Source organism: Streptomyces spiralis (assembly GCF_014654675.1).
Classification (GTDB): domain Bacteria; phylum Actinomycetota; class Actinomycetes; order Streptomycetales; family Streptomycetaceae; genus Streptomyces; species Streptomyces spiralis.
In genome coordinates, this window is the sequence record NZ_BNBC01000017.1 from 72,954 (window position 1) to 92,454 (window position 19,501).

Annotated in this window: 14 protein-coding genes; 9 read left to right on the forward strand and 5 right to left on the reverse strand. The window is 72.5% G+C overall.

The window, feature by feature from the left end; translation table 11 throughout:
* The first annotated feature begins 98 nt into the window (after positions 1-98).
* The 4 genes from mdlC (at position 99) to IE318_RS19055 (ending at position 6,102) form a co-directional block, all read left to right on the forward strand.
* On the forward strand, positions 99-1,679 hold the full coding sequence (gene mdlC / locus IE318_RS19040; protein WP_030173541.1) for a benzoylformate decarboxylase: 1,581 nt from the start codon (positions 99-101) through the stop codon (positions 1,677-1,679).
* A 67-nt stretch (positions 1,680-1,746) separates the two neighbouring features.
* Positions 1,747-3,201, forward strand: coding sequence for a benzaldehyde dehydrogenase (locus tag IE318_RS19045; protein ID WP_189901898.1), 1,455 nt, complete (start codon positions 1,747-1,749; stop codon positions 3,199-3,201).
* 63 nt (positions 3,202-3,264) lie between these two features.
* On the forward strand, positions 3,265-4,512 hold the full coding sequence (locus tag IE318_RS19050) for an MFS transporter (RefSeq protein ID WP_189901900.1): 1,248 nt from the start codon (positions 3,265-3,267) through the stop codon (positions 4,510-4,512).
* 150 nt (positions 4,513-4,662) lie between these two features.
* Positions 4,663-6,102 (forward strand): condensation domain-containing protein, encoded by a 1,440-nt coding sequence (locus tag IE318_RS19055; RefSeq protein ID WP_189901902.1) that lies wholly within the window; start codon positions 4,663-4,665, stop codon positions 6,100-6,102.
* Here IE318_RS19055 and IE318_RS19060 read toward each other — a convergent pair.
* The 3 genes from IE318_RS19060 to IE318_RS19070 form a co-directional block, all read right to left on the reverse strand.
* On the reverse strand, positions 6,045-8,654 hold the full coding sequence (locus IE318_RS19060; protein WP_229903594.1) for a SpoIIE family protein phosphatase: 2,610 nt from the start codon (positions 8,652-8,654) through the stop codon (positions 6,045-6,047). The genes IE318_RS19055 and IE318_RS19060 overlap by 58 nt on opposite strands.
* A 230-nt stretch (positions 8,655-8,884) precedes the next feature.
* On the reverse strand, positions 8,885-9,454 hold the full coding sequence (locus tag IE318_RS19065; protein ID WP_189902087.1) for a TetR/AcrR family transcriptional regulator: 570 nt from the start codon (positions 9,452-9,454) through the stop codon (positions 8,885-8,887).
* A 93-nt stretch (positions 9,455-9,547) separates the two neighbouring features.
* Positions 9,548-10,831 carry an FAD-dependent oxidoreductase gene (locus IE318_RS19070; protein WP_189901906.1) on the reverse strand — a complete coding sequence of 428 codons (1,284 nt, stop codon included), beginning with the start codon at positions 10,829-10,831 and terminating at the stop codon, positions 9,548-9,550.
* A 610-nt stretch (positions 10,832-11,441) separates the two neighbouring features.
* Between IE318_RS19070 and IE318_RS19075 the strand changes: the two genes are divergently transcribed.
* Positions 11,442-12,182, forward strand: coding sequence for a L,D-transpeptidase family protein (locus IE318_RS19075; RefSeq protein ID WP_189901908.1), 741 nt, complete (start codon positions 11,442-11,444; stop codon positions 12,180-12,182).
* On the opposite strand, the gene IE318_RS19080 is transcribed toward IE318_RS19075, so the two are convergent.
* Positions 12,172-12,648, reverse strand: coding sequence for an ATP-binding protein (locus IE318_RS19080; protein WP_189901910.1), 477 nt, complete (start codon positions 12,646-12,648; stop codon positions 12,172-12,174). The genes IE318_RS19075 and IE318_RS19080 overlap by 11 nt on opposite strands.
* Before the next feature lie 248 nt (positions 12,649-12,896).
* Here IE318_RS19080 and IE318_RS19085 point away from each other — a divergent pair, with 248 nt between their 5' ends.
* Positions 12,897-13,730 carry an ABC transporter ATP-binding protein gene (locus IE318_RS19085; RefSeq protein ID WP_189901912.1) on the forward strand — a complete coding sequence of 278 codons (834 nt, stop codon included), beginning with the start codon at positions 12,897-12,899 and terminating at the stop codon, positions 13,728-13,730.
* 335 nt (positions 13,731-14,065) lie between these two features.
* Here the strand turns inward: IE318_RS19085 and IE318_RS19090 are convergent, their stop codons facing one another.
* A complete protein-coding gene (locus tag IE318_RS19090) occupies positions 14,066-15,796 on the reverse strand; it encodes a DUF1996 domain-containing protein (RefSeq protein WP_189901914.1) in 1,731 nt (576 codons plus the stop codon).
* Positions 15,797-16,007: 211 nt separating this feature from the next.
* Between IE318_RS19090 and IE318_RS19095 the strand changes: the two genes are divergently transcribed.
* From IE318_RS19095 to IE318_RS19105, 3 genes are all read left to right on the forward strand, one after another.
* Complete coding sequence (locus IE318_RS19095; protein WP_189901916.1) at positions 16,008-17,660, forward strand: multicopper oxidase family protein; 1,653 nt, start codon at positions 16,008-16,010, stop codon at positions 17,658-17,660.
* Positions 17,661-17,870: 210 nt separating this feature from the next.
* The gene (locus tag IE318_RS19100) at positions 17,871-18,116 is read left to right on the forward strand and encodes a ferredoxin (RefSeq protein WP_030173506.1); all 246 of its coding nucleotides are present in this window, start codon (positions 17,871-17,873) and stop codon (positions 18,114-18,116) included.
* Positions 18,106-19,500 carry an NAD(P)/FAD-dependent oxidoreductase gene (locus IE318_RS19105; protein ID WP_189901918.1) on the forward strand — a complete coding sequence of 465 codons (1,395 nt, stop codon included), beginning with the start codon at positions 18,106-18,108 and terminating at the stop codon, positions 19,498-19,500. The genes IE318_RS19100 and IE318_RS19105 overlap by 11 nt, the downstream gene beginning before the upstream one ends.
* Position 19,501 lies beyond the last annotated feature (1 nt).

Genomic DNA, 19,501 nt, shown 5'->3' on the forward strand with positions numbered 1-19,501 from the left:
CTCATATCGAGGAACTCTATATCGCTGCTCGGGAACATTTATTGGTGCCCATGTCGGGCCTTGCCTAGCGTGCGTCGCATCACCTGAAAGGAACGTCCGTGTCCTCCGTACGTCATGTCTCTCACGAGTTCCTGCGGCGCCAGGGGCTCACCACCGTCTTCGGCAATCCCGGCTCCAACGAGCTGCCGTTCCTGGCCGGCCTGCCGGAGGGTTTCCGCTACGTCCTGGGTCTGCACGAGGGGGCGGTCGTCGGCATGGCCGACGGTTACGCCCAGGCGACCGGCCGACCCGTGCTGGTCAACCTGCACGCGGCCGCCGGCTCCGGGAACGCGATGGGCGCGCTGACCAATGCGGTGGCCTCGCGGACCCCGCTGGTGGTCGTGGCCGGACAGCAGGTGCGCCCCGCCGTCGGCCCGGAGGCCAACCTGACCAACGTGGACGCGCCCTCGCTGATGAAGCCGCTGGTCGGCTGGGCGGCGGAGCCCGCGTGCGCCGAGGACGTGCCGCGCGCGCTCGCGCAGGCCGTGTTCGAGGCCGAGCTGCAGCGGCGGCCGACGTATCTGTCGGTGCCCTACGACGACTGGGCGGCCGACGTCGACGACAACTGCCTGGCCGTGCTGGACCGGCGGGTCGAGCGGGCCCGTGTACCGGACGGGGAGCAGGCCCGCCGGCTCGTCGAGCGCGTGGCCGCCGCCGAGCGGCCCGCGCTGGTGCTGGGCGGCGACATCGACTCGGCCGGCCTGTTCGACGACGCCGTGCGGCTGGCCGAGCGCCTGGGCGGGCCGGTCTGGGCGGCGCCCTCGCTGTTCCGGCTGCCCTTCCCCAACCGGCATCCGCTGTTCCGCGGGGTGCTGCCGGCCGGGATCGCGCCCGTGTGCCAGGCGCTGGAAGGGCACGACCTCGTGCTGGTGCTGGGCGCGCCGGTGTTCCGGTACCACGAGTACCAGCCGGGCCGGTACCTGCCGGAGGGCACCCGGCTGATCCAGGTGACCGAGGACGCCTCCGCTGCCGCGCGGGCGCCGATGGGCGAGGCGCTGGTCGCCGACCCGGGCGCGGTGATCGACCTGCTGATCAAGCGGCTCGGCTCCCCCGCCGCGCCCACGGGCCCGTACCGGCCGGTGCCCGAGCCGCCGGCCGCCGAGCGGCCGCTGCTGCACCCCGAGGAGGTCTTCGCGGCGCTGCGCGACCGGCTGCCCGAGGACACCGCGTACGTGGTCGAGTCGACCTCGACGAACTCCTCCTGGTGGCGCCAGATGGATCTGCGCCGGCCGGGCTCCTACTACTTCCCGGCGGCCGGCGGGCTGGGGTTCGGGCTGCCCGGCGCGGTCGGGGTCGCGCTGGCCCAGCCGGACCGGCCGGTCGTGGGGGTGATCGGGGACGGTTCGGCCAACTACGGCATCACCGCGCTGTGGACGGCCGCCCAGCACCGCGTTCCGCTGACGATCGTGCTGCTGCGCAACGGGACGTACGGCGCGCTGCGCTGGTTCGGCGGGCTGCTCGGTGTGCCGGACGCCCCCGGCCTGGACATCCCGGGCCTGGACTTCACCCGGATCGCGGAGGGCTACGGGGTCGGCGCGCGGCAGGTGGGCGGCGTCGAGGAGCTGCGGGCCGTCCTCGCCGAACGCCCCGACGGGCCGCGGCTCGTCCAGGTCGACACGGCCCTCACCACTCCCTCCTGAGCACCACCTGCCCGGCCCTGGCCGCATCCGGGCAGTCCGATGAACCGCTACGACGAAAGGGACACCGATGGCACTCCTGGACAGCGACGTCTGGGCGAAGAAGTTCTTCAGCGACGGCTGGCGGAGCTCCGCCGCCGAGCAGCCGGTCGTCGAGCCGGCGACCGGCGACCAGCTCGCGACGGTGGGTCTGGCGACGGCCGAGGACGTCGGCCGGGCCGCCGCGCGGGCGGCCGAGGCGCAGCGGGCGTGGGCGGAGACCTCCCCGCAGCGGCGGGCGGCGGTGCTGCGCCGGGCGGGCGAGCTGTTCGCCGAGCACGCCGCGGAGGTGGAGGACTGGCTGGTGCGCGAGGCCGGTTCGGTGCGGGCCAAGGCGGGCTTCGAGGTGGGGCTCGCGGTGGGCGAGTGCTTCGAGTGCGCGGGGCTGCCGACGCATCCGCAGGGCGAGGTGCTGACCTCGGAGGAGGCCCGCTGGTCGCTCGCCCGGCGCCGCCCGGCCGGTGTCGTGAGCGTCATCGCGCCCTTCAACTTCCCGCTGATCCTTGGTCTGCGCTCGGTGGCGCCCGCGCTCGCCCTGGGCAACGCGGTCCTGCTCAAGCCGGATCCGCGCACCGCGGTGAGCGGTGGCGTGGTCATCGCGCGGATCTTCGAGGAGGCCGGGCTGCCGGCCGGGGTGCTGCACCTGCTGCCGGGTGACGGCGCGGTCGGCCAGGCGGTCGTCGAGGCCCCCGAGGTGCGGGTGGTCTCCTTCACCGGGTCCACGGCGGTCGGGCGGGCGATCGGCGAGCGGGCGGGCCGGCTGCTCAAGCGGGCCCATCTGGAGCTGGGCGGCAACAACGCACTGGTGGTGCTGCCGGGCGCGGATGTGCACAAGGCGGCGTCGGCCGGAGCGTTCGGCTCGTATCTGCACCAGGGGCAGATCTGCATGACGACCGGCCGTCACATCGTCCACGAGTCGCTGCTGACGGAGTACACGGCCGCGCTGGCCGCGAAGGCGAAGGCGCTGCCAGTGGGCGACCCGGCCCGCGAGGACGTGGCGCTCGGCCCGCTCATCGACCGGCGTCAGCTGGAGCGGGTGCACGGCATCGTCACCGAGTCCGTCGCGGCGGGCGCGACCCTCGCGGCGGGCGGCGAGATCGTCGGCGCCGGCTACCGGGCGACCGTCCTGACCGGGGTGCGCCCCGACATGCCGGCCTGGCGCGAGGAGATCTTCGGCCCCGTGGCGCCCGTGACCGGCTTCGCCACGCTGGAGGAGGCCGCGGAGATCGTCAACGACTGCGAGTACGGGCTGTCCGTCGGCATCCTCGGCGACGTCGGCACGGCGATGAAGCTCGCCGACCGGATCGACTCCGGCAAGGTCCACATCAACGAGCAGACCGTCAGCGACGAGCCCAACGCGCCCTTCGGTGGGGTCAAGGCCTCCGGCACCGGCTCCCGGTTCGGCGGCGCGGCCGCCAATGTCGAGGCCTTCACCGAGACCCAGTGGGTCACGGTCCGCCCGGACATCGCCGACTACCCGTTCTGACACCCACCCCGATCCACCCCGCTCCCGTCCGCCCGCACCCGTCCCCCTGGGGGGTATGTCCCGATGACATCCACCGTCTCGTCCCGCACACCGGCACAGAGAGGCACCACCGGGCGCAACGCCTGGACCGTCGTCCTGTGCTGGATCACCGTCATGCTCGAGGGATACGACCTCGTCGTCCTCGGCGCGATCATCCCGGTCCTGCTCCGCACCCATCACCTCGGCATGACCGCCGGTGACGCCACCACGATCGCGACGCTGTCGCTGGTCGGCGTGGCCATCGGCGCGGTGTGCGTCGGGCCGCTGGCCGACCGGCTGGGGCGGCGGCTGCTGCTCATCGGGTCGGTCGTGCTGTTCTCCGTGTTCACCCTGCTGGTGCCGCTGGCCGGCTCGGTGACGATGTTCGCCCTGCTGCGCCTGATCGCCGGCGTCGGCCTCGGCGCCTGCATGCCGGTGTCGCTGACGATGATGGCCGAGCACATGCCGGCCGCACGCCGGGCCCGGGCCAGCACGCTGACCATGACCGGCTACCACACCGGCGCCGTGATCACCTCGCTGCTCGCGCTCCAGGTGACCGACAACTGGCAGATACTCTTCTACGTCCTCGGCGCCGCCGGTCTCGTCATCGCCGCCGTCCAGTGGTTCCGGCTGCCGGAGTCGGAGGCGTTCGTCCGCGCCAAGGAGTCGGAGGGCGCGCACCGGGTGCCGTTCACGGAGCTGCTGAAGCCGGCGTACCTGCGCGCGGGCATCGGGGTCTGGGTCGCCTCCTTCATGGGGCTGCTGCTCGTCTACGGCCTCAACACCTGGCTGCCGAAGCTGATGAACGACGCCGGCTACCCCGTCCCCACGGCCGTCACCCAGCTGCTGGTGCTCAACGCCGGCGGTGTCGTCGGACTGGTCGTGGGCGGCCTCGTCGCCGACCGGCGGGGCATCAAGGGCACCACGCTCGTCTGGTTCGCGGTCTCGGTGCTCATGCTGGCCTGCCTGAGCGTCAAGATGGACAGCGACCTGCTGCTCAACACCGTCGTCTTCTGCACGGGCGTGTTCGTCTTCTCCGCACAGGTGCTCGTCTACGCCTATGTGACCGCGTACTACCCGGCCGCCGTCCGCGGCACCGCCCTGGGCTCGGCCTCCGGGATCGGCCGGATCGGCTCGATCGTCGGCCCGTCGATCACCGGCGCCCTGGTCACCGCGGGCATTGGCCACCCGTGGGGCTTCTACTTCTTCGCCACGGTCGCGGTCCTCGGCTTCGCCGCCGTGCTGACCCTGCCCCGGGCGACGCGCACCGCGCAGGTGGCGCCCGCCCGGTGACGCCTCGCGGGGCCGGCTCCGGGCACGACCCGGGCCCCGGGCCGGCCCCGGACGGCGCGGCCGCCCCGCGGACCCGGCCGGTGACCACCCGCAACCACCCGTGCCTCTACGCAGTTGCTTCCCTGTACCCCCATGCAACGGAGGCTTCCCTTGCGTATGACCGACATCCAGCGCTGCGAGGTCCGGCCCGGGCTGCTCGTCGAATGGAGTCTCGATCCGGCGGCCGTGCGGGCCGCGACCGGTCTGCCCGACGACTCCCGGCCACCGGCGTACATCCAGGAGTCGCACATCAGGACGGCCAGGTCCGTGCGGGAGGACGGCCTGTTCGTGCCGACCTGGCTGGGCACCGCGTTCGACATCCCGGGCAGAGTCGACCTGGACGTCCTTCAGGAGGCGCTGCGCGGCTGGATGCTCCGGCACGAGACGCTGCGCAGCGGCTTCCGCTGGGTCGGCGACGACATGCGCCGGTTCACGCTGGACGCCGCCGACGTGTCGCTGCGCCGCGAGACGATCGGCGAGTTCCGCGACGCGGACGTGCTGGTGCGGTATCTGCAGGATCGCTTCGACGTGGCGGCGGACGCGCTGCGCTGGCCGAACTTCCTGTACACGGCCGTGGTCAGGGAGGACGGCGCCAGCGTGTACATGGCCTTCGACCACAGCAACGTCGACGCCTACTCCGTGCAGCGCATTCCGGCCGAGATCCACGAGCTGTACGCCGCGGGCGCCGGGGGCATCCGCCCCGAACGCGAACCGGCCGGCAGCTATGTCGACTTCTGCCGGACCGAGCGCACCAGCGCGGACGAGATCGACGGCACGGACGCGGTCGTCGAGCGGTGGCGGGAGTTCATCGACCGCTGCGACGGCAGGCTGCCGAACTTCCCCGTCGACCTCGGTCTGGAGCCCGGCGGGCGGCTGCCCCGGCAGAAGCTCATGCGGGAGATGCTGGTGGACGCCGAGGACGCGGCGGCGTTCGAGGCGTACTGCCGCCCCTTCGGCGGGAGCCTGGTCGGTGTCCTGGCGGCCACCAGCCTCATCGTCCACGAGATCGGCGGCCGGCCGGTGTACCGCACGGTCGTGCCGTTCCACACCAGGCGGAACTCCCGGTGGCTGGAGTCGGTGGGCTGGTACGTCGGCGGCGCCCCGGTGGAGATCCACACCGACCAGGCACCCGACTTCGACAGCCTGCTGCGGATGGTGAGCGCCCAGTTGCGCGCCAACAGGTCGCTGGCCCGGATGCCGCTCGCCCGCGTGCTGCGCCTGCTCGGCTCGGACTTCCGTCCCACCTCGCCCGACCTGTACTCGATCGTCTCGTTCGTCGACGCCCGGGGCATCCCGGGCTCGGAGCGCTGGACGGAACTGAAGGCCTACGGCCTGCTCCGGGTGTCCTACGGCGACCAGGTGTGCGCGTGGGTCACCCGGCTCCACGAGGGGTTGCAGTTCGCGAGCCGCTACCCGGACACCGATGTCGCGCACAAGAACCTGCGGCTGTACGTCGAGCGGCTGCGGGAGGTGATCGTGTCGGTGGCCCGCTCTCAGCAGCCCCAGGAGTCGTCCGGCAGGGCCAGTTCCGCCCAGATCACCTTGCCCTGAGGGGTGTAGCGGGTGCCCCAGCGCTCGGTCATCTGGGACACCAGGAACAGTCCCCGGCCGCCCTCCTCGGTGGTCGCGGCGTACCGCAGGTGCGGTGAGGTGCTGCTGCCGTCGGACACCTCGCAGATGAGGGTGCGGTCGTGGATCAGCCGCACATGGATGGGCTCGGAGCCGTAGCGCAGGGCGTTGGTGACGAGTTCGCTCAGGACGAGCTCCATGCCGAAGGCGAGCTCGCCGAGGCCCCACTCCTCGAGTGTCGCGCTGGCCGCGTCGCGGATCCGGGCGACGGCGGCCGGGTCGGCCGGCACGTCCCAGTCGGCGATCCGGTCGGACGGCAGCGCCCGGGTGCGGGCGATCAGCAAAGCGACGTCGTCCTTGGGCCGCGGGGGCAGCAGCGACTCCAGCACGGCCTGGCAGCTCTGCTCCGGGGGCCGGTCGGGGTGACCGGCGAGGGCCACGCGCAGCAGTTCCATCCCCTCGTCCAGGTCACGGTTGCGGTCCTCGATCAGGCCGTCGGTGTACAGCACGAGCTGGGTTCCCTCCTCCAGTTCCACCTCGGCCGTGCGGAACGGCATGCCGCCGAGGCCGAGGGGCGGTCCGAAGGGCAGGTCGGGGAAGGTGGCGCTGCCGTCCGGGTGGACCAGCACGGGCGCCAGGTGTCCCGCGCGGGCCATGGCGCAGCGGCGGGTCACGGGGTCGTAGATCGCGTAGAGGCAGGTGGCGCCGACGACGCCCGCGGCGGCCTCCGGGCAGGCCTCGTCCTGGTCGATCCGGCCGACGAGGTCGTCCAGGTGGCTGAGGAGTTCGTCGGGGGGCAGGTCGAGGGTGGAGAAGTTGTGCACCGCGGTGCGCAGCCGGCCCATGGTGGCGGCGGCGTGCAGTCCGTGGCCGACGACGTCTCCGACGACCAGCGCGACCCGGCCGCCGGGCAGGGGGATCACGTCGAACCAGTCGCCGCTGACGCCCGACTGGGCGGGCAGGTAGCGGTAGCCGGCCTCGATGGCGCTCTGCTCGGGCAGCGCCCGCGGCAGCAGGCTGCGCTGGAGGGTGACGGCCATGGCGTGCTCGCGGGAGTAGCGGCGGGCGTTGTCGATGCTGACGGCGGCGCGGGCCACCAGCTCCTCGGCCAGGGACAGCTCCTCCACGTCGAAGGGGCCGTGCTCCTTGATGCGCCAGAAGTTGACCACGCCGAGCACGACACCGCGGGCCAGGATGGGGGCCGTGATGAGCGAGTGGATGCCGTAGTCCACCATCCGTGCGGCGCGCTCCGGGTCCTGGAGATACCAGCCGTCGGCGGTCAGCAGGTCGGTCACCAGCTCGGAGCGGCCGGTGCCGAAGCCGCGGCCCTGGGGGGTGGAGGGCAGGAAGTCGATCAGCCGGCCCTTCTCGTAGAGCGGATGGTCGTCGCGGACGCCGTGCACGGTGATCCGCCGGACCCCGGCCGCGGTGGGGCCCGGCTCCTCGCCGTGCAGCACGCCGTCGGCGAGGTCGACGGTGACGAAGTCGGCGAAGCGGGGGACGGCGACCTGCGCGAGTTCGTCGGCGGTGCGGGTCACGTCGAGGGTGGTGCCGATGCCCAGGCCGGCGTCGTACAGGAGTTTGAGCCGCTCACGAGCGACCTCGGCCCGGCCGGAGAGGGCCTGGAGTTCGGTGGAGTCGCGCAGGGTGACGACCGTGCCCCTGGGGCCTCCGTCACGGTCCGTGGGCCGCTGGTTGACGGCGAGCAGCAGGCCGCCGGCGAGGTGGACCTCGTCGGTGGCCTCGCGGCCGGAGGCGAGCAGCGAGACGGTCTCGGGCTCCAGGCCCGACAGCTGCGTCACGTACCGGCCCTCCGCGTCCGGGGGCAGGTCCAGCAGCCGTCGGGCCTCGTCGTTCGCGAGCAGCAGCCGTCCGTCGTCGCCGACGATGAGCACTCCTTCGCGCACGGAGTGCAGCACCGCGTCGTGGTGGTCGTACATGCGCCTCATCTCGTCCGGGGCGAGGCTGTGGGTCTGGCGGCGCAGCCGCCTGCCCACGAGCGCCGTCACGCCGGTGGCCACGCCGAGCGCGACCGCTCCGGCGGTGAGGATGAGCGGGATCTGCCGGTCCACCTGGCTGGTGACGTTCTTGACCTTCAGTCCGGCGGAGACCAGGGCCACCACATGGCCGTCTGCATTGTCGACGGGGACGGTGGCCTGCATCTCCTCACCGAGCGGTCCGTGGACGCTCTCCGTGTAGACCTTGCCCGCCAGGGACGGTCCGATCGTGCCGACGAAGCGCTTGCCGATGCGATCGGGTATGGGGTGGGTGTAGCGGATGCCGTGGGTGTCCATGACCACGATGAAGTCCACGCCGGCGGCCTTGCGCCCCGCCTCGGTCAGCGGCTGGAGCACGGCCGACGGGTGGGGGGCCTTCAGTGCGGTGAGGACTCCCGGGGAGTGCGCGAAGGTCTGGGCGACGGCGATGGAGCGGCGCTTGGCCTCGGCGCTGGTGTCCCGCTCCGACTGCATGAGGAGAGCGAAGACGGCGAAGGCCACGAGCAGCACCACGAGGGCCACCTGCAGGAGGAACATCTGTCCGGCGACGCTTCGCGGACTCTTTCCACCCAGCGACCGCCGCGATATCCGTCGAAGACGGGCAAAACGGTCTGCCATCTGGCCTTTCTAGCATCGACTTGCCCGAGTCGTCACGGCTTGAGCCGATAATCCTGCGTGATGGATATCACGAAGATGGCGGGAATCAGGTGGCGTGGATCACGGGATCGGCCGGTCAGGGCCGGTTGCAGAGGTCGCGGCGGGCTGGTTCAGGAGGCGGGCCGGCCGCGGAGCAGGGTGTCCAGGTGGTCCAGGATCCAGGCCCAGGTGTCCTGCGGGTCGGGGGAGCTGTGGCTGAAGCCTCCGGCCAGCTCCAGGCTGACGTAGCCGTGGAAGACGGAGCCCAGCAGGCGGACGGCGTGCGTCTGGTCCGGTTCCGGCAGGTCGTAGCCGCGCAGGATCGCCCGCATCATCTGCGCCTGCCGCACGCCCGCGCTCGCGGCGGCCGTCTCGGGGTCGAGGCGGAGCCGGGCGGCGGCGTAGCGGCCGGGGTGTGCGCGCGCGTAGTCGCGGTAGACGTCCGCGAACGCGGCCAGGGCGTCCCGGCCGGCCCGCCCGGCCAGGGCGTCGGCGGCCCGGTCGGCGAGCTCCTCCAGCGCCAGCAGGGCGATCCTGGTCCTGAGGTCCTGGGAGTTCTTCAGGTGCGAGTACAGGCTGGCGACCTTGACGTCGAACCGTCTGGCCAGCGCCGACACGGTCACCTGGTCGAAGCCGACCTCGTCGGCCAGATCGGCTCCCGCCCGGACCAGTCGTTCGGTGGTGAGTCCAGCGCGCGGCACGGCTGCCATCCCTTCGTTTCCCTGAAGGGATTATGCGCTTTCCTAAAATTCTTAGGCAACCTCCTCGGGTCCCGCCGGGCTCGTCCGGTGTCCTCAGCGGGCAGCCGCACGGCCGGCCAGGGCCCGGGCGACCCGTGTGGCCGCGTACTCCACACCGGCGACGAAGCGCATCATGGGGCCGAACACCGGGGCGGCCAGCGATCCGGTGAAGTGCAGACCCGGCACCGACGACTCGAAGCCGGCGGACAGCCGGGGCGCCTTCGAACCCGGCACGTGCTCCAGCGCGCCGCGCACCGCCGGTGACAGGAAGGGGACCGCGTCCAGATCGAGGCGGTATCCGGTGGCGGCCAGCACGTGGTCGACGGCGAGGGTCTCCGCCGCGCGGCCCGGCCCGGCGAGGTCCAGCCGGACGCCGCCCCCGGCCGCCTCGGCTCCAGTGACCCGGCACGCCGTGCGCACCGGTACGACCCCCTCGACCCGGTTGCGCAGCCACCATCCGCCCGAGGGCCGCAGCGCACGCCGGAAGAGCAGCAGCCGGGCGGCGGCGGGCAGGTGCCGCACCCCGCCCGGGGCCCGACAAACCGCGGCCAGGATCCAGCCGGTGCCCAGCGGCGAGGCGGGCCGGGTGATCCGCAGCGGCCACGGCCTGGTCAGGGTGGGAGTCGTCCCCCACAGCAGGCTCCGCTCCCGCACCAGCACCTGCGCCCGGGCACCCGCCTCGTTCAGCAGTGCCGCGCTCTCCAGCGCGGACTGGCCGCCGCCGATCACGGCGACCCGCCGGCCCGCGTAGCGGGAGAGGTCGGTGTGGTGGCTGGTGTGCGACACCAGCGCTTCGGGGCCCGGCCCCTCGGGCGCGAGACGCCGCAGCTCGCGCGGTATGTGGGCCAGCCCGTTCAGGCCCGTGGCCACGACGACGGACCGGGCCGCGAGCTCCTCTCCGTCGTCCAGACGTACGGCGAATCCGGAGCCGTCGGCCGCGCGGTCCACGGCCACCACCCGCGCCGCCTCCACCTCACCGACGTACCGCTTCTGGAACCACTGCCCGTAGCGGACGAAAACGTCGCACGGGATCGGTGTCAGCTCGGTCAGCTCCGGCTCGCCGTGCACCCGGAGGAAGTCCGCCAGCCGCCCGCCGGGCTCCGGCGCGGACAGATCGACGGCGTCCGGGGTCGACTTCAGGAACATCCCGGTCGCCATGGCGTGCCGCCAGCTGCCCATGACCTCGCCGAAGACCCGCACCGGCACACCGTGCGCCCGCAGATGGGCGGCGACGGACAGGCCGTACGGACCGGCGCCGATCACGGCGACCGGAAGCTCCTGTTCCCCGGTGAACGCCTTCTTTCGGGCAGGGCGTTGCCCCGGAAGCGACTGCGTCATGCATCCCCCCGACTGGTCCCCTCGCCGCCTTCCCCAAGGCGGGCGTGACACTTCGGGACGGCACGACGGCACAGCGCCGCCGCGCACCTCCCCCCTCCGCCGCTCAGTGTTACCCATCGGCCGCCGCCGGGATGCCAAATGGGGCCACCTTGCCAGAAGTTGGTCAAACCGTTGACCGAAGACGGACGTACGGACAGGACGAAGGCCTGCCCTGGCGGGGCAGGCCTTCGGGCGCGGACCGTCAGTGGTCCGTGCCGGCGGGAGAGCCGACGGCCGGTGGTGCCGTCATCAGCTTCCCGAACAGGGCCATGCACGTGGAACAGTGACCAGCCCGCTGTGCGCTCGCGCCGTCGACGCGTTGGCCGAGCCGACGACCGCACAATGTCCTGGCCGCGTTCTTGGCCATGACATGCCACACCAATGCGCCGCCGGGTTTGTCGACTCCTGCACACATCTCATACATGATCGGCTCCCTTGATGGACGCCTCTCTCACTCCAGGAGACACCCGATCAGCCCCACCCACGCTGCCACGGACGCCCATTCGGGTGACGGGACCCCTGCGGTGGGCCGGGGACAAAGCGCCCGCGGCGCGGTGGAATCATGGGCGCCATGCGAAAAAGCGGTGCGATACGCACGGCCGCCCTGGTGGCCCTGTGCGGTGCGGTGACGATGTCCCTGACGTCCTGCGGCGGTTCCGGTGACCGGGACGCGAAGGGCGCGGCGGGCAGCGGTCGCCGCACCGACGACGCACCGCCGCCGCCCACCTCCTTCGAGCGCGTACCCGACATCGGCGACCGGCTGTGGCAGCGCGTACCCGCCGGCTCCCGCCAGGTCGTCGCCGTCTACGGCGCCGGACCCGACTCGCCCGACTCGACCGTCGAGCTCTTCGCCAAGGACGGCTCCACCTGGAAGCGCGAGCAGTCCTGGGCGGCGCACAACGGCCGGAAGGGCTGGACCACGGACCACCACGAGGGCGACAAGCGCAGCCCCGTCGGGGTGTTCACGCTGAGCGACGCGGGCGGTGTCCTGGACGACCCCGGGGCCAGGCTGCCGTACACCAGGTCCGCCTCGTTCCAGGCACCCCACTCCTGGGGCAAGGCCTACTGGCACGACTTCGACTACGTCATCGCCATCGACTACAACCGGGTCAAGGGCACCTCACCCAACGACCCCACACGGCCCGAAGGGCAGAGCAAGGGCGGCAGCATCTGGCTGCACATGGACCACGGCAGCGGCACCTCGGCGTGTGTGAGCCTGTCCAAGTCTGCGATGCGGTACCTGCTGCGCACCCTCGACCCGCGACAGCACCCGGTCGTGGTGATGGGCGACAGGCAGGACCTCAAGTCCTGACGGCGGACGCGTCGCCGCCCTGGCCGTCGAGCAGGGCGATGCGGGCGATGACGCGTTTGCCCACGGGCTCCCGCCGCGCCTCGAACCCCTGCACGACCGCCAGCACGATCTCCAGGCCGTGCTGCCCGACCCGGCCCGGGTCGGCGGCGCGGGCCACCGGCAGCACCGGATCGCTGTCCCAGACCGCGACCTCCACCGTGTCACCGGCGACCAGCAGGTCCATCAGGATGGGTCCGGCGGCGTACTTGCGGGCATTGGTGACCAGTTCGCTGACCACCAGCTGGGTCACGTCCATGGCCCGGTCCGAGACCGGCAGGCCGTGCTCGGTCCGCACCCGGGTCAGAAACCCGGCCGCGAGACGGCGGGCCTCGGCGATGCAGGTGGCGTCCCCGCAGAGGGCCGCCGCCGCCCTCGGCGCTCCGGCGTCCGAGGCCCTGCCTTCACCTCCGAGGAGTACCGAATCCATGTCCACCGCCTTCACTGTTCACCGGGCTGCGTGTACCCCACTTCCGGCCGGACACGCCCAGGCAATTCCTGTCATCTCCGTCACACACGCCCCGGCCCTGACGTCCGGCCGCCCATCCGGCCAACCGCTTACCAACCGTCCATCAACCGGACAGCCCGGCGACAACCTGCCGAATACATCTACCGTCTGCGGTGCCGGCGCGGCGAAGGCGAGCGGGCCGGCCCGAACGCGTCGAGGGGAGACGGCTGATGACGGAGGAGACCGCAGAGCGGGAACCGGCAGCGGGCCCGGGGGCCGTCGTCGCGCTCCGGGAGGTGGGCGTACGCCGCTACACCACCGACCAGGTGATCCTCGACGGCGTCGACTGGACGGTCCGGCCCGGTGAGCACTGGGCGCTGCTGGGCGCCAACGGTGCCGGCAAGACCACACTTCTGCGGCTGCTCGGCGCCCTGATGCATCCCACCACCGGCAGCGTCGAGGTGCTGGGCAGCCGGCTCGGCCGGGTCGACGTACGGGAACTGCGCGCCCGCATCGGGCATGTGACCTCCGCCCAGCGCGTGCCCCAGGACCTCGACGCCCACACGGTCGTGCTGACCGGTCACACCGGCACCGTGCAGCCGCTGTGGCGGATGTACGACGAGGCCGTACGGCAGCGGGCGCACGAGCTCCTGGCGGAACTGGAGATCAAGGAACTGGCGGACCGGCCGTACGGCGTCTGCTCGGGCGGACAGCGGGCGCGCATCCTCATCGCCAGGGCGCTGATGGCGGATCCGGCCCTGCTGCTCCTGGACGAGCCGTTCAACGCCCTGGACCTGCCCTCCCGCGAGGATCTCGTCGAGGCCATGCACCGGCTGGCCGAGGGCCGTCCGCGGCTCGCCACCGTGACGGTCACCCACCACCTCGAGGAGCTCTCCCCTGCCGTCAGCCACGCGCTGCTGCTGCGCGAGGGCCGGATCCTGACCCGGGGCCCGGTGGAGGAGACGCTGACCGGCACCTGGCTGACCGCCTGCTTCGGCCGTCCCATCGCCGTGAACCGGCACGAGGGCCGCTGGTGGGCATACTCCGGACGACAGGGATCGTAACGGTCGGTTACCGCCGGTTCGTCATGCGGCAGGGACGGACGCGCTTTCCACTACCGGGAGTAACGTGATCAACTTTGGCACCGGGCGCTCTCCACAACCGAGTTGAGGGCTCCCCGTGCCGTCCGACACCCCCGTGCGAGGAAACCCCATGCCGTCCCAGGACGATGCTCTGCAGCAAGCGCATACTGACTACCAGCAGCACATGCGCACCTGTCGCCAGTGCCACGCCGACACCGTGCCGTGCGCGGTGGCCAAGCACCTGCTGCGCCTGTACAACAACGCCAGACGGAGCGCCCCCCGCACCGACTGACCGGGCGGGGGCGCCCACGGCGGTCTCACCTGGCGGCGCGCCGGATGCGGTGGAGCAGCAGGAAGCCGGCGATCACCAGCACCCCGCCCGCGGCCGCGGGCCACAGCCGCGTACCGGTCTCGGCCAAGTTGCCCTGGACCGCCTGGGGTTCGGTCTGCGCACCGCCGGTGGAACCGGACGCGCCCGGCTCGCCGGGCGCACCGTTCCCGGAGGGGGGCGGTGCCTGTGTGGGGGTGCCGACGTCGCCGCCACTGCCGCCGCCTCGGCTGCCGCCGCCGTCCTGCGAGGCACGGGCGGATGCGGTGCGCGCGGGCGCAGAGGGCGCTGGGGTGGTGCGCGCGGGCGCAGAGCTGGCGGAAGGGGTGCGCGCGGGCGCCGTGCGTGCCGGTGAAGGACTCGCCGAGGCGGCGCGCGAAGCCATGGCGGTGCGCGAGGGCATGGCGGTGCGCGAAGGCGCGGCCGTCACGGGAGTGCTTGTCGCGGGCACGGGTTCGGCCGGGCTCTTCGTGGCCATGGGCGAGGTGGAGGGGTCCGGTTCCGCCGGGGGCCGGGTCTCCTGCGGCGGCGCGGGGGCGTGCGACGGCTCCTGACCCCTTCCGGAGCCGCACTGTCGCCCGCTGTTGATGCAGTCGACCATCTCCCGCATGAGACGGTCGTCGAAGACGTTGATGAAGTCGCCGTGGTCCGTGACCGGCTTGTGCAGCTGGTCGGGGAAGGAGTCCACGGCGAACAGCGGACTCGTGCGGCCGCCGTCCGCCAGGCTCGGGGCGGCGACGTCGTAGACGATGCGCTGGACCAGTCGCGGGATGGCGCGGAAGCCGTCCGGGCAGCTGCCGTCGGCGCCGGCGAAGGCCACGTGGGTGCGGTGGTTGGCGCTGTCGATGTTCCGGCCGTCCCAGCAGCTCTGGAACCTGAAGGTGCGCACCACCTTGCTGCCGGCGGGACACAGCGGGTACTTGTCCTTCAGCCGGCGGTCCTCGAAGCCGGTGCAGGACCAGGAGGCGTTGGCGTTGGCGGGGCCGTTGACGAACGCCTTGGCGTCGCCGGTGATGATGCGCAGGAAGCGCGGCATGGCGGTGACCTTGCCGCGCGGGTTCCCCTCGAAGGTCAGCGTCACCTGCGCGGGCGTGACGATCCGTCCCGTGTTGCCCTCGGTGCCGCCGCCGGGCGCGTCGGCGTCCCGTTCCCGGGTGCCGTCGCGCAGCCGCAGCACGGGCCAGTAGTACGTCGACCTGTCGCCCTTGTCGGCGCAGCTGGTGTCGCCGTTCGCCAGGGTCGCGTTGCTCGCGAAGGCGTTGTTGGCCTGGTTGCCGACGTAGTCGTGGAAGTGGTGGGCGCCGTTGCCGACGCCGGGGGCGACGATCACGTTGTCCGAGTTGAACAGGCCGTTCGCGTTCACCCCGCAGCTGGAGGTGAAGCTGCCGCGCGAGGCGTCCGCCTCCTCCCGGGGCCTGTCTCCCTCGGGCCGCACGCCGGTGATGTCGACGTAGTCCGCGGCCACGGGACCGTTCTGTTCCCCGTTCTGCCCCCCGCCCTGATTCTGGCCCTCGCTCCGCCCCACGCCCTGGTTCTGACCCACGTCCTGATTCCGGTCCGGTTCGGTGGCCGAGGCGTAGACGTTGCCCACCATCAGGCCACCGCCGCCCAGGATGAGCGCGGCCGCGGCGAACGTGGCGCGTCGCGGGGCAGTGGGTCGTCTGCGCGAGGTGCGTCTCACGAAAGTGCTCCTGGACGTCGTCGTGACCGGGCCGGGCATGTGGATCCCCCGGTCCCATACGGACGTGAGCCGCCGGGTGTTCAAACGTCCACGCGATTCACAGCAACCTCATGGGCGGTCCGGTGGGCCGCCGAACGGGTGATGACGCCTCGGCAGGAGAGCGTCGGCGCGGCGGAATTGGTGGCCGAGATCCCCGGACGCGCCGCTTCGGTTCTCCCACATACCGGCACAAAACGTGTGTTATTCATTCATGCACTCACCTACGCGGCGCACCTTGCTCAGTGCCTCGATCTTGGCTGCCGGCTCGGGACTCCTGGGCGCCTGTTCCGGGGCCGACTCCTCCTCGGGGTCGGACCCGCACCCGGGGACCACGCAGGGTGCGGAGTCGGACTCCGGCGGCACCCGGCGCTTCGCTCCCAAGGGGCCCAAGGGGTATGTGAACCCGTCCGACCCCGAGGTCCTCGCCGCCGAGAAGAAGCGCGGTGGCGGGCCGGTGCGCAGGTTCAGGCTCACCGCCGCCGAGGCACGGGTGGACCTCGGCGGACGCACCCTCAGGACCTGGGCCTACGGGGACGACCTGCCCGGCAAGGAGGTCAGGGTCACCGCGGGGGACATTCTGGACCTCACGCTGGCCAATCACCTGCCCGTGGACACCACACTGCACTCGCACGGCATTCGCCTGCGCTGCGACATGGACGGTGTGCCGGACCTGACCCAGGCGGGCATCAAGCCGGGCGCGGAGTTCGCCTACCGCTTCGCCGTGCAGCATCCGGGCACCTACTGGCTGCACTCGCACTCGGGCATGCAGCTCGACCGCGGCCTGTACGCGCCGCTGATCGTGGAGGATCCCAAGGAGCCGCTGACGTACGACAAGGAGTGGGTCGTCGTCCTGGACGACTGGGTGGACGGCGTGGACGGCTCCACCCCCGACTCCGTGCTGACCCAGCTGCACCACGGAAAGCGCCCGCCGATGGACATGGGCACGGGCGGCATGTCCGGGCACGGCGGCTCCGCCGGTCACCATGCCATGGCCCGCGGGCCCGCGCGGGCCGGCTCGTCCGGTCCCTCCCGGGTGCTGCGGGGCTCCCACAGCGACCTTCTGAGCAGCATGGGCGGCAATGTCGACTTTCCCTATTACCTGGTCAACGGCCGCCTCCCGCAGGCCCCCACGGTGTTCCGGGCCAAGCCCGGGGACCGCATCCGGCTGCGCATCATCAACGCCGGCGCCGACACCGCGTTCCGGGTGGCCCTGGGCGGCCACGAGATGACGATCACGCACACCGACGGCTACCCGGTCCAGCCCACGACCACCGACGCCCTGCTGCTGGGCATGGCCGAGCGCTACGACGTCCTGGTCACCGCCCAGGACGGAGTGTTCCCCCTGGTGGCGCTGGCCGAGGGCAAGAAGGCCAGGGCGCTGGCGGTGCTGCGCACGGCCAAGTCCGGGGCGCTGCCCGAGCCCTCGGTGCAGCCGGACGAACTCCAGGGCCGCCTCGTGCCGGCCCGGCGCCTGGTGCCGGGCGACGCGGTGGCGTACTCCGACCGCAAGCCGGACCGGCAGATCCGGCTGAGGCTGACCGGCAACATGAAGGACTTCAACTGGAGCTTCGACCACAGGCCCTACTCGGTCGAGCAGCGCCATCCCATCCGCCAGGACGAGCGGGTCAGACTCACCATCATCAACGCCACCAACATGTGGCACCCGATCCACCTGCACGGCCACACGTTCGCCATGACCGGCCTGGACGCCGCCGGCGCGCGCAAGGACACGGCGATCGTGCTGCCGCACCGCAAGCTGGTGTTCGACTTCTACGCCGACAACCCCGGTCTGTGGATGCTGCACTGCCACAACCAGTACCACTCCGAGTCCGGCATGATGACCACCCTCGGCTACCACAGATGACCGGCGCGGGGCCATGGGCCGTACGGCCGGCGCCGCTCGGAACCGCCCGGCCGGCCGGGCCGCGCGGTCCGTCACCCCTTCGGCCCGCCCCGGCGGGCACCCGGCCCGCCGCTCCTTCGATCCTGGCACGGGGAAGATGACCGTCGTCCGAGGATGCCCGCCGGCCGGGTGGTCGCCGAGGACCTGGCCGCCGGAAGGGCGGGGACGCCGATGAGGCTTGTCGTCGATCTCAACAAGTGCCAGGGGTACGCCCAGTGCGCGTTCCTCGCGCCGGACGTGTTCACCATGCACGGCGAGGAGTCGCTCGTCTACAGCCCCTGGGCCGGCGACGAGCACCGGGAGAAGGTGGCGCGAGCGGTCGCGGCCTGCCCGGTGCAGGCGATCACGGCGGACGGCCTCGACGAGGCGGCCGAGAGGTCCGCCGGGGCCGGGCAGGGGGCCTCCGATGCCCGCTGAGCAGTTCCACGAGTGGCTCAGGCGCGAGGGGCGCATCGTCGTCGTCGGAGCCTCGCTGGCCGGTCTGCGCGCCGCCGAGACGCTGCGCGCCGAGGGCTTCGCCGGCTCGCTGACCATGATCGGCGACGAGCCGTACCAGCCGTACGACCGTCCGCCGCTGTCCAAGGCGGTGCTGCTCGGCAAGGCGTCGCCGGACCGCACGGAACTGCCCCGGCGCCGCGGGATCGACGCCACCTGGCGCCTCGGCGTGGCCGCCACGGGACTGGACATGGCGGGCAAGCGGGTGCGGCTCGCCGACGGCGACGAGGTGCCCTACGACCGGCTGCTGATCGCGACCGGGGTGCGCGCCCGGCCGTGGCCGAAGGAGGAGGAGGCCCAGCTCGACGGGGTCTGTGTGCTGCGCACCCGGGACGACGCCGTCCGGCTGCACCGCCGGCTGAAGGCCGCGCCGCGCCGGGTGTTCGTCATCGGCGCGGGGTTCACCGGTTCGGAGATCGCCTCGGCCTGCCGGGACCAGGGGATCCCGGTCACCGTGGCGGAGCGTGCCGACGCTCCGCTGGTGGGCGCCCTCGGCGGGGTGATCGGCGCGGTGGCCGCGGAGCTCCACCGCGACAACGGGGTGGACCTGCGCACCGGTGTCATGGTGACCGGTCTGGAGGGCGACTCGGTGGGCCGGGTGCGGGCCGCTCACCTGTCCGACGGCAGCGTCGTGGAGACGGACGTCGTGGTCGTCGCGCTGGGCGCGACCCGCAACACCGACTGGCTGGCCGGCTCCGGGCTGGGCGCCGGGCCGCGCGGCGTCGCCTGCGACGCGGGCTGCCGGGCCTTCGACTTCCGGGGCATCGTCACCGACGACGTCTTCGTGGCGGGCGACGTGGCCCGCTCCCCGCATCCGCTGTTCGGCTACCAGTTCCTGTCCCTGGAGCACTGGGGCAACGCCGTGGCGCAGGCCGAGGTGGCCGCGCACAACATGATCAGCGCCAGTTCCGACCGGATCCCGCATCTGTGGGTGCCCGCCTTCTGGTCGTCGCAGTTCGGGGTGAACATCAAGTCGGTCGGGGTGCCGTCCATGGGCACCGAGATCATGATCACGCAGGGCTCGCTCGCCGAGCGCCGGTTCGTCGGGGTCTACGGCTACCAGGGGCGGGTCATCGCCGCCGTGAGCTTCGACAACACGCGGTGGCTGGAGTTCTACGAGCGGCAGATCGAGCGTGGCGCTCCGTTCCCGGTGGAGTACCCGACGGTGGACCGCCGGCCCGAGGGCCGCAAGCCGGTGCCGGCCGACTTCCCCGACCCGTCCCTGCCGACCCACGGCCCGACGGTGACCCTCAGCGGCTACTCCCCCGCCGACCGGCGCCTGGTCTTCACCCCGGCCCGCCACTGAC

Excerpts from the sequence above, each read along its gene's own strand:
- IE318_RS19045 (WP_189901898.1), top strand. The coding sequence starts at position 1,747 with ATGGCACTCCTGGACAGCGACGTCTGGGCGAAGAAGTTCTTCAGCGAC.
- IE318_RS19050 (WP_189901900.1), top strand. The coding sequence starts at position 3,265 with ATGACATCCACCGTCTCGTCCCGCACACCGGCACAGAGAGGCACCACC.
- IE318_RS19060 (WP_229903594.1), bottom strand. The coding sequence starts at position 8,654 with ATGTTCCTCCTGCAGGTGGCCCTCGTGGTGCTGCTCGTGGCCTTCGCC.
- IE318_RS19070 (WP_189901906.1), bottom strand. The coding sequence starts at position 10,831 with ATGACGCAGTCGCTTCCGGGGCAACGCCCTGCCCGAAAGAAGGCGTTC.
- IE318_RS19075 (WP_189901908.1), top strand. The coding sequence starts at position 11,442 with ATGCGAAAAAGCGGTGCGATACGCACGGCCGCCCTGGTGGCCCTGTGC.
- IE318_RS19080 (WP_189901910.1), bottom strand. The coding sequence starts at position 12,648 with ATGGATTCGGTACTCCTCGGAGGTGAAGGCAGGGCCTCGGACGCCGGA.
- IE318_RS19085 (WP_189901912.1), top strand. The coding sequence starts at position 12,897 with ATGACGGAGGAGACCGCAGAGCGGGAACCGGCAGCGGGCCCGGGGGCC.
- IE318_RS19090 (WP_189901914.1), bottom strand. The coding sequence starts at position 15,796 with ATGCCCGGCCCGGTCACGACGACGTCCAGGAGCACTTTCGTGAGACGC.
- IE318_RS19095 (WP_189901916.1), top strand. The coding sequence starts at position 16,008 with ATGCACTCACCTACGCGGCGCACCTTGCTCAGTGCCTCGATCTTGGCT.
- IE318_RS19100 (WP_030173506.1), top strand. The coding sequence starts at position 17,871 with ATGAGGCTTGTCGTCGATCTCAACAAGTGCCAGGGGTACGCCCAGTGC.
- IE318_RS19105 (WP_189901918.1), top strand. The coding sequence starts at position 18,106 with ATGCCCGCTGAGCAGTTCCACGAGTGGCTCAGGCGCGAGGGGCGCATC.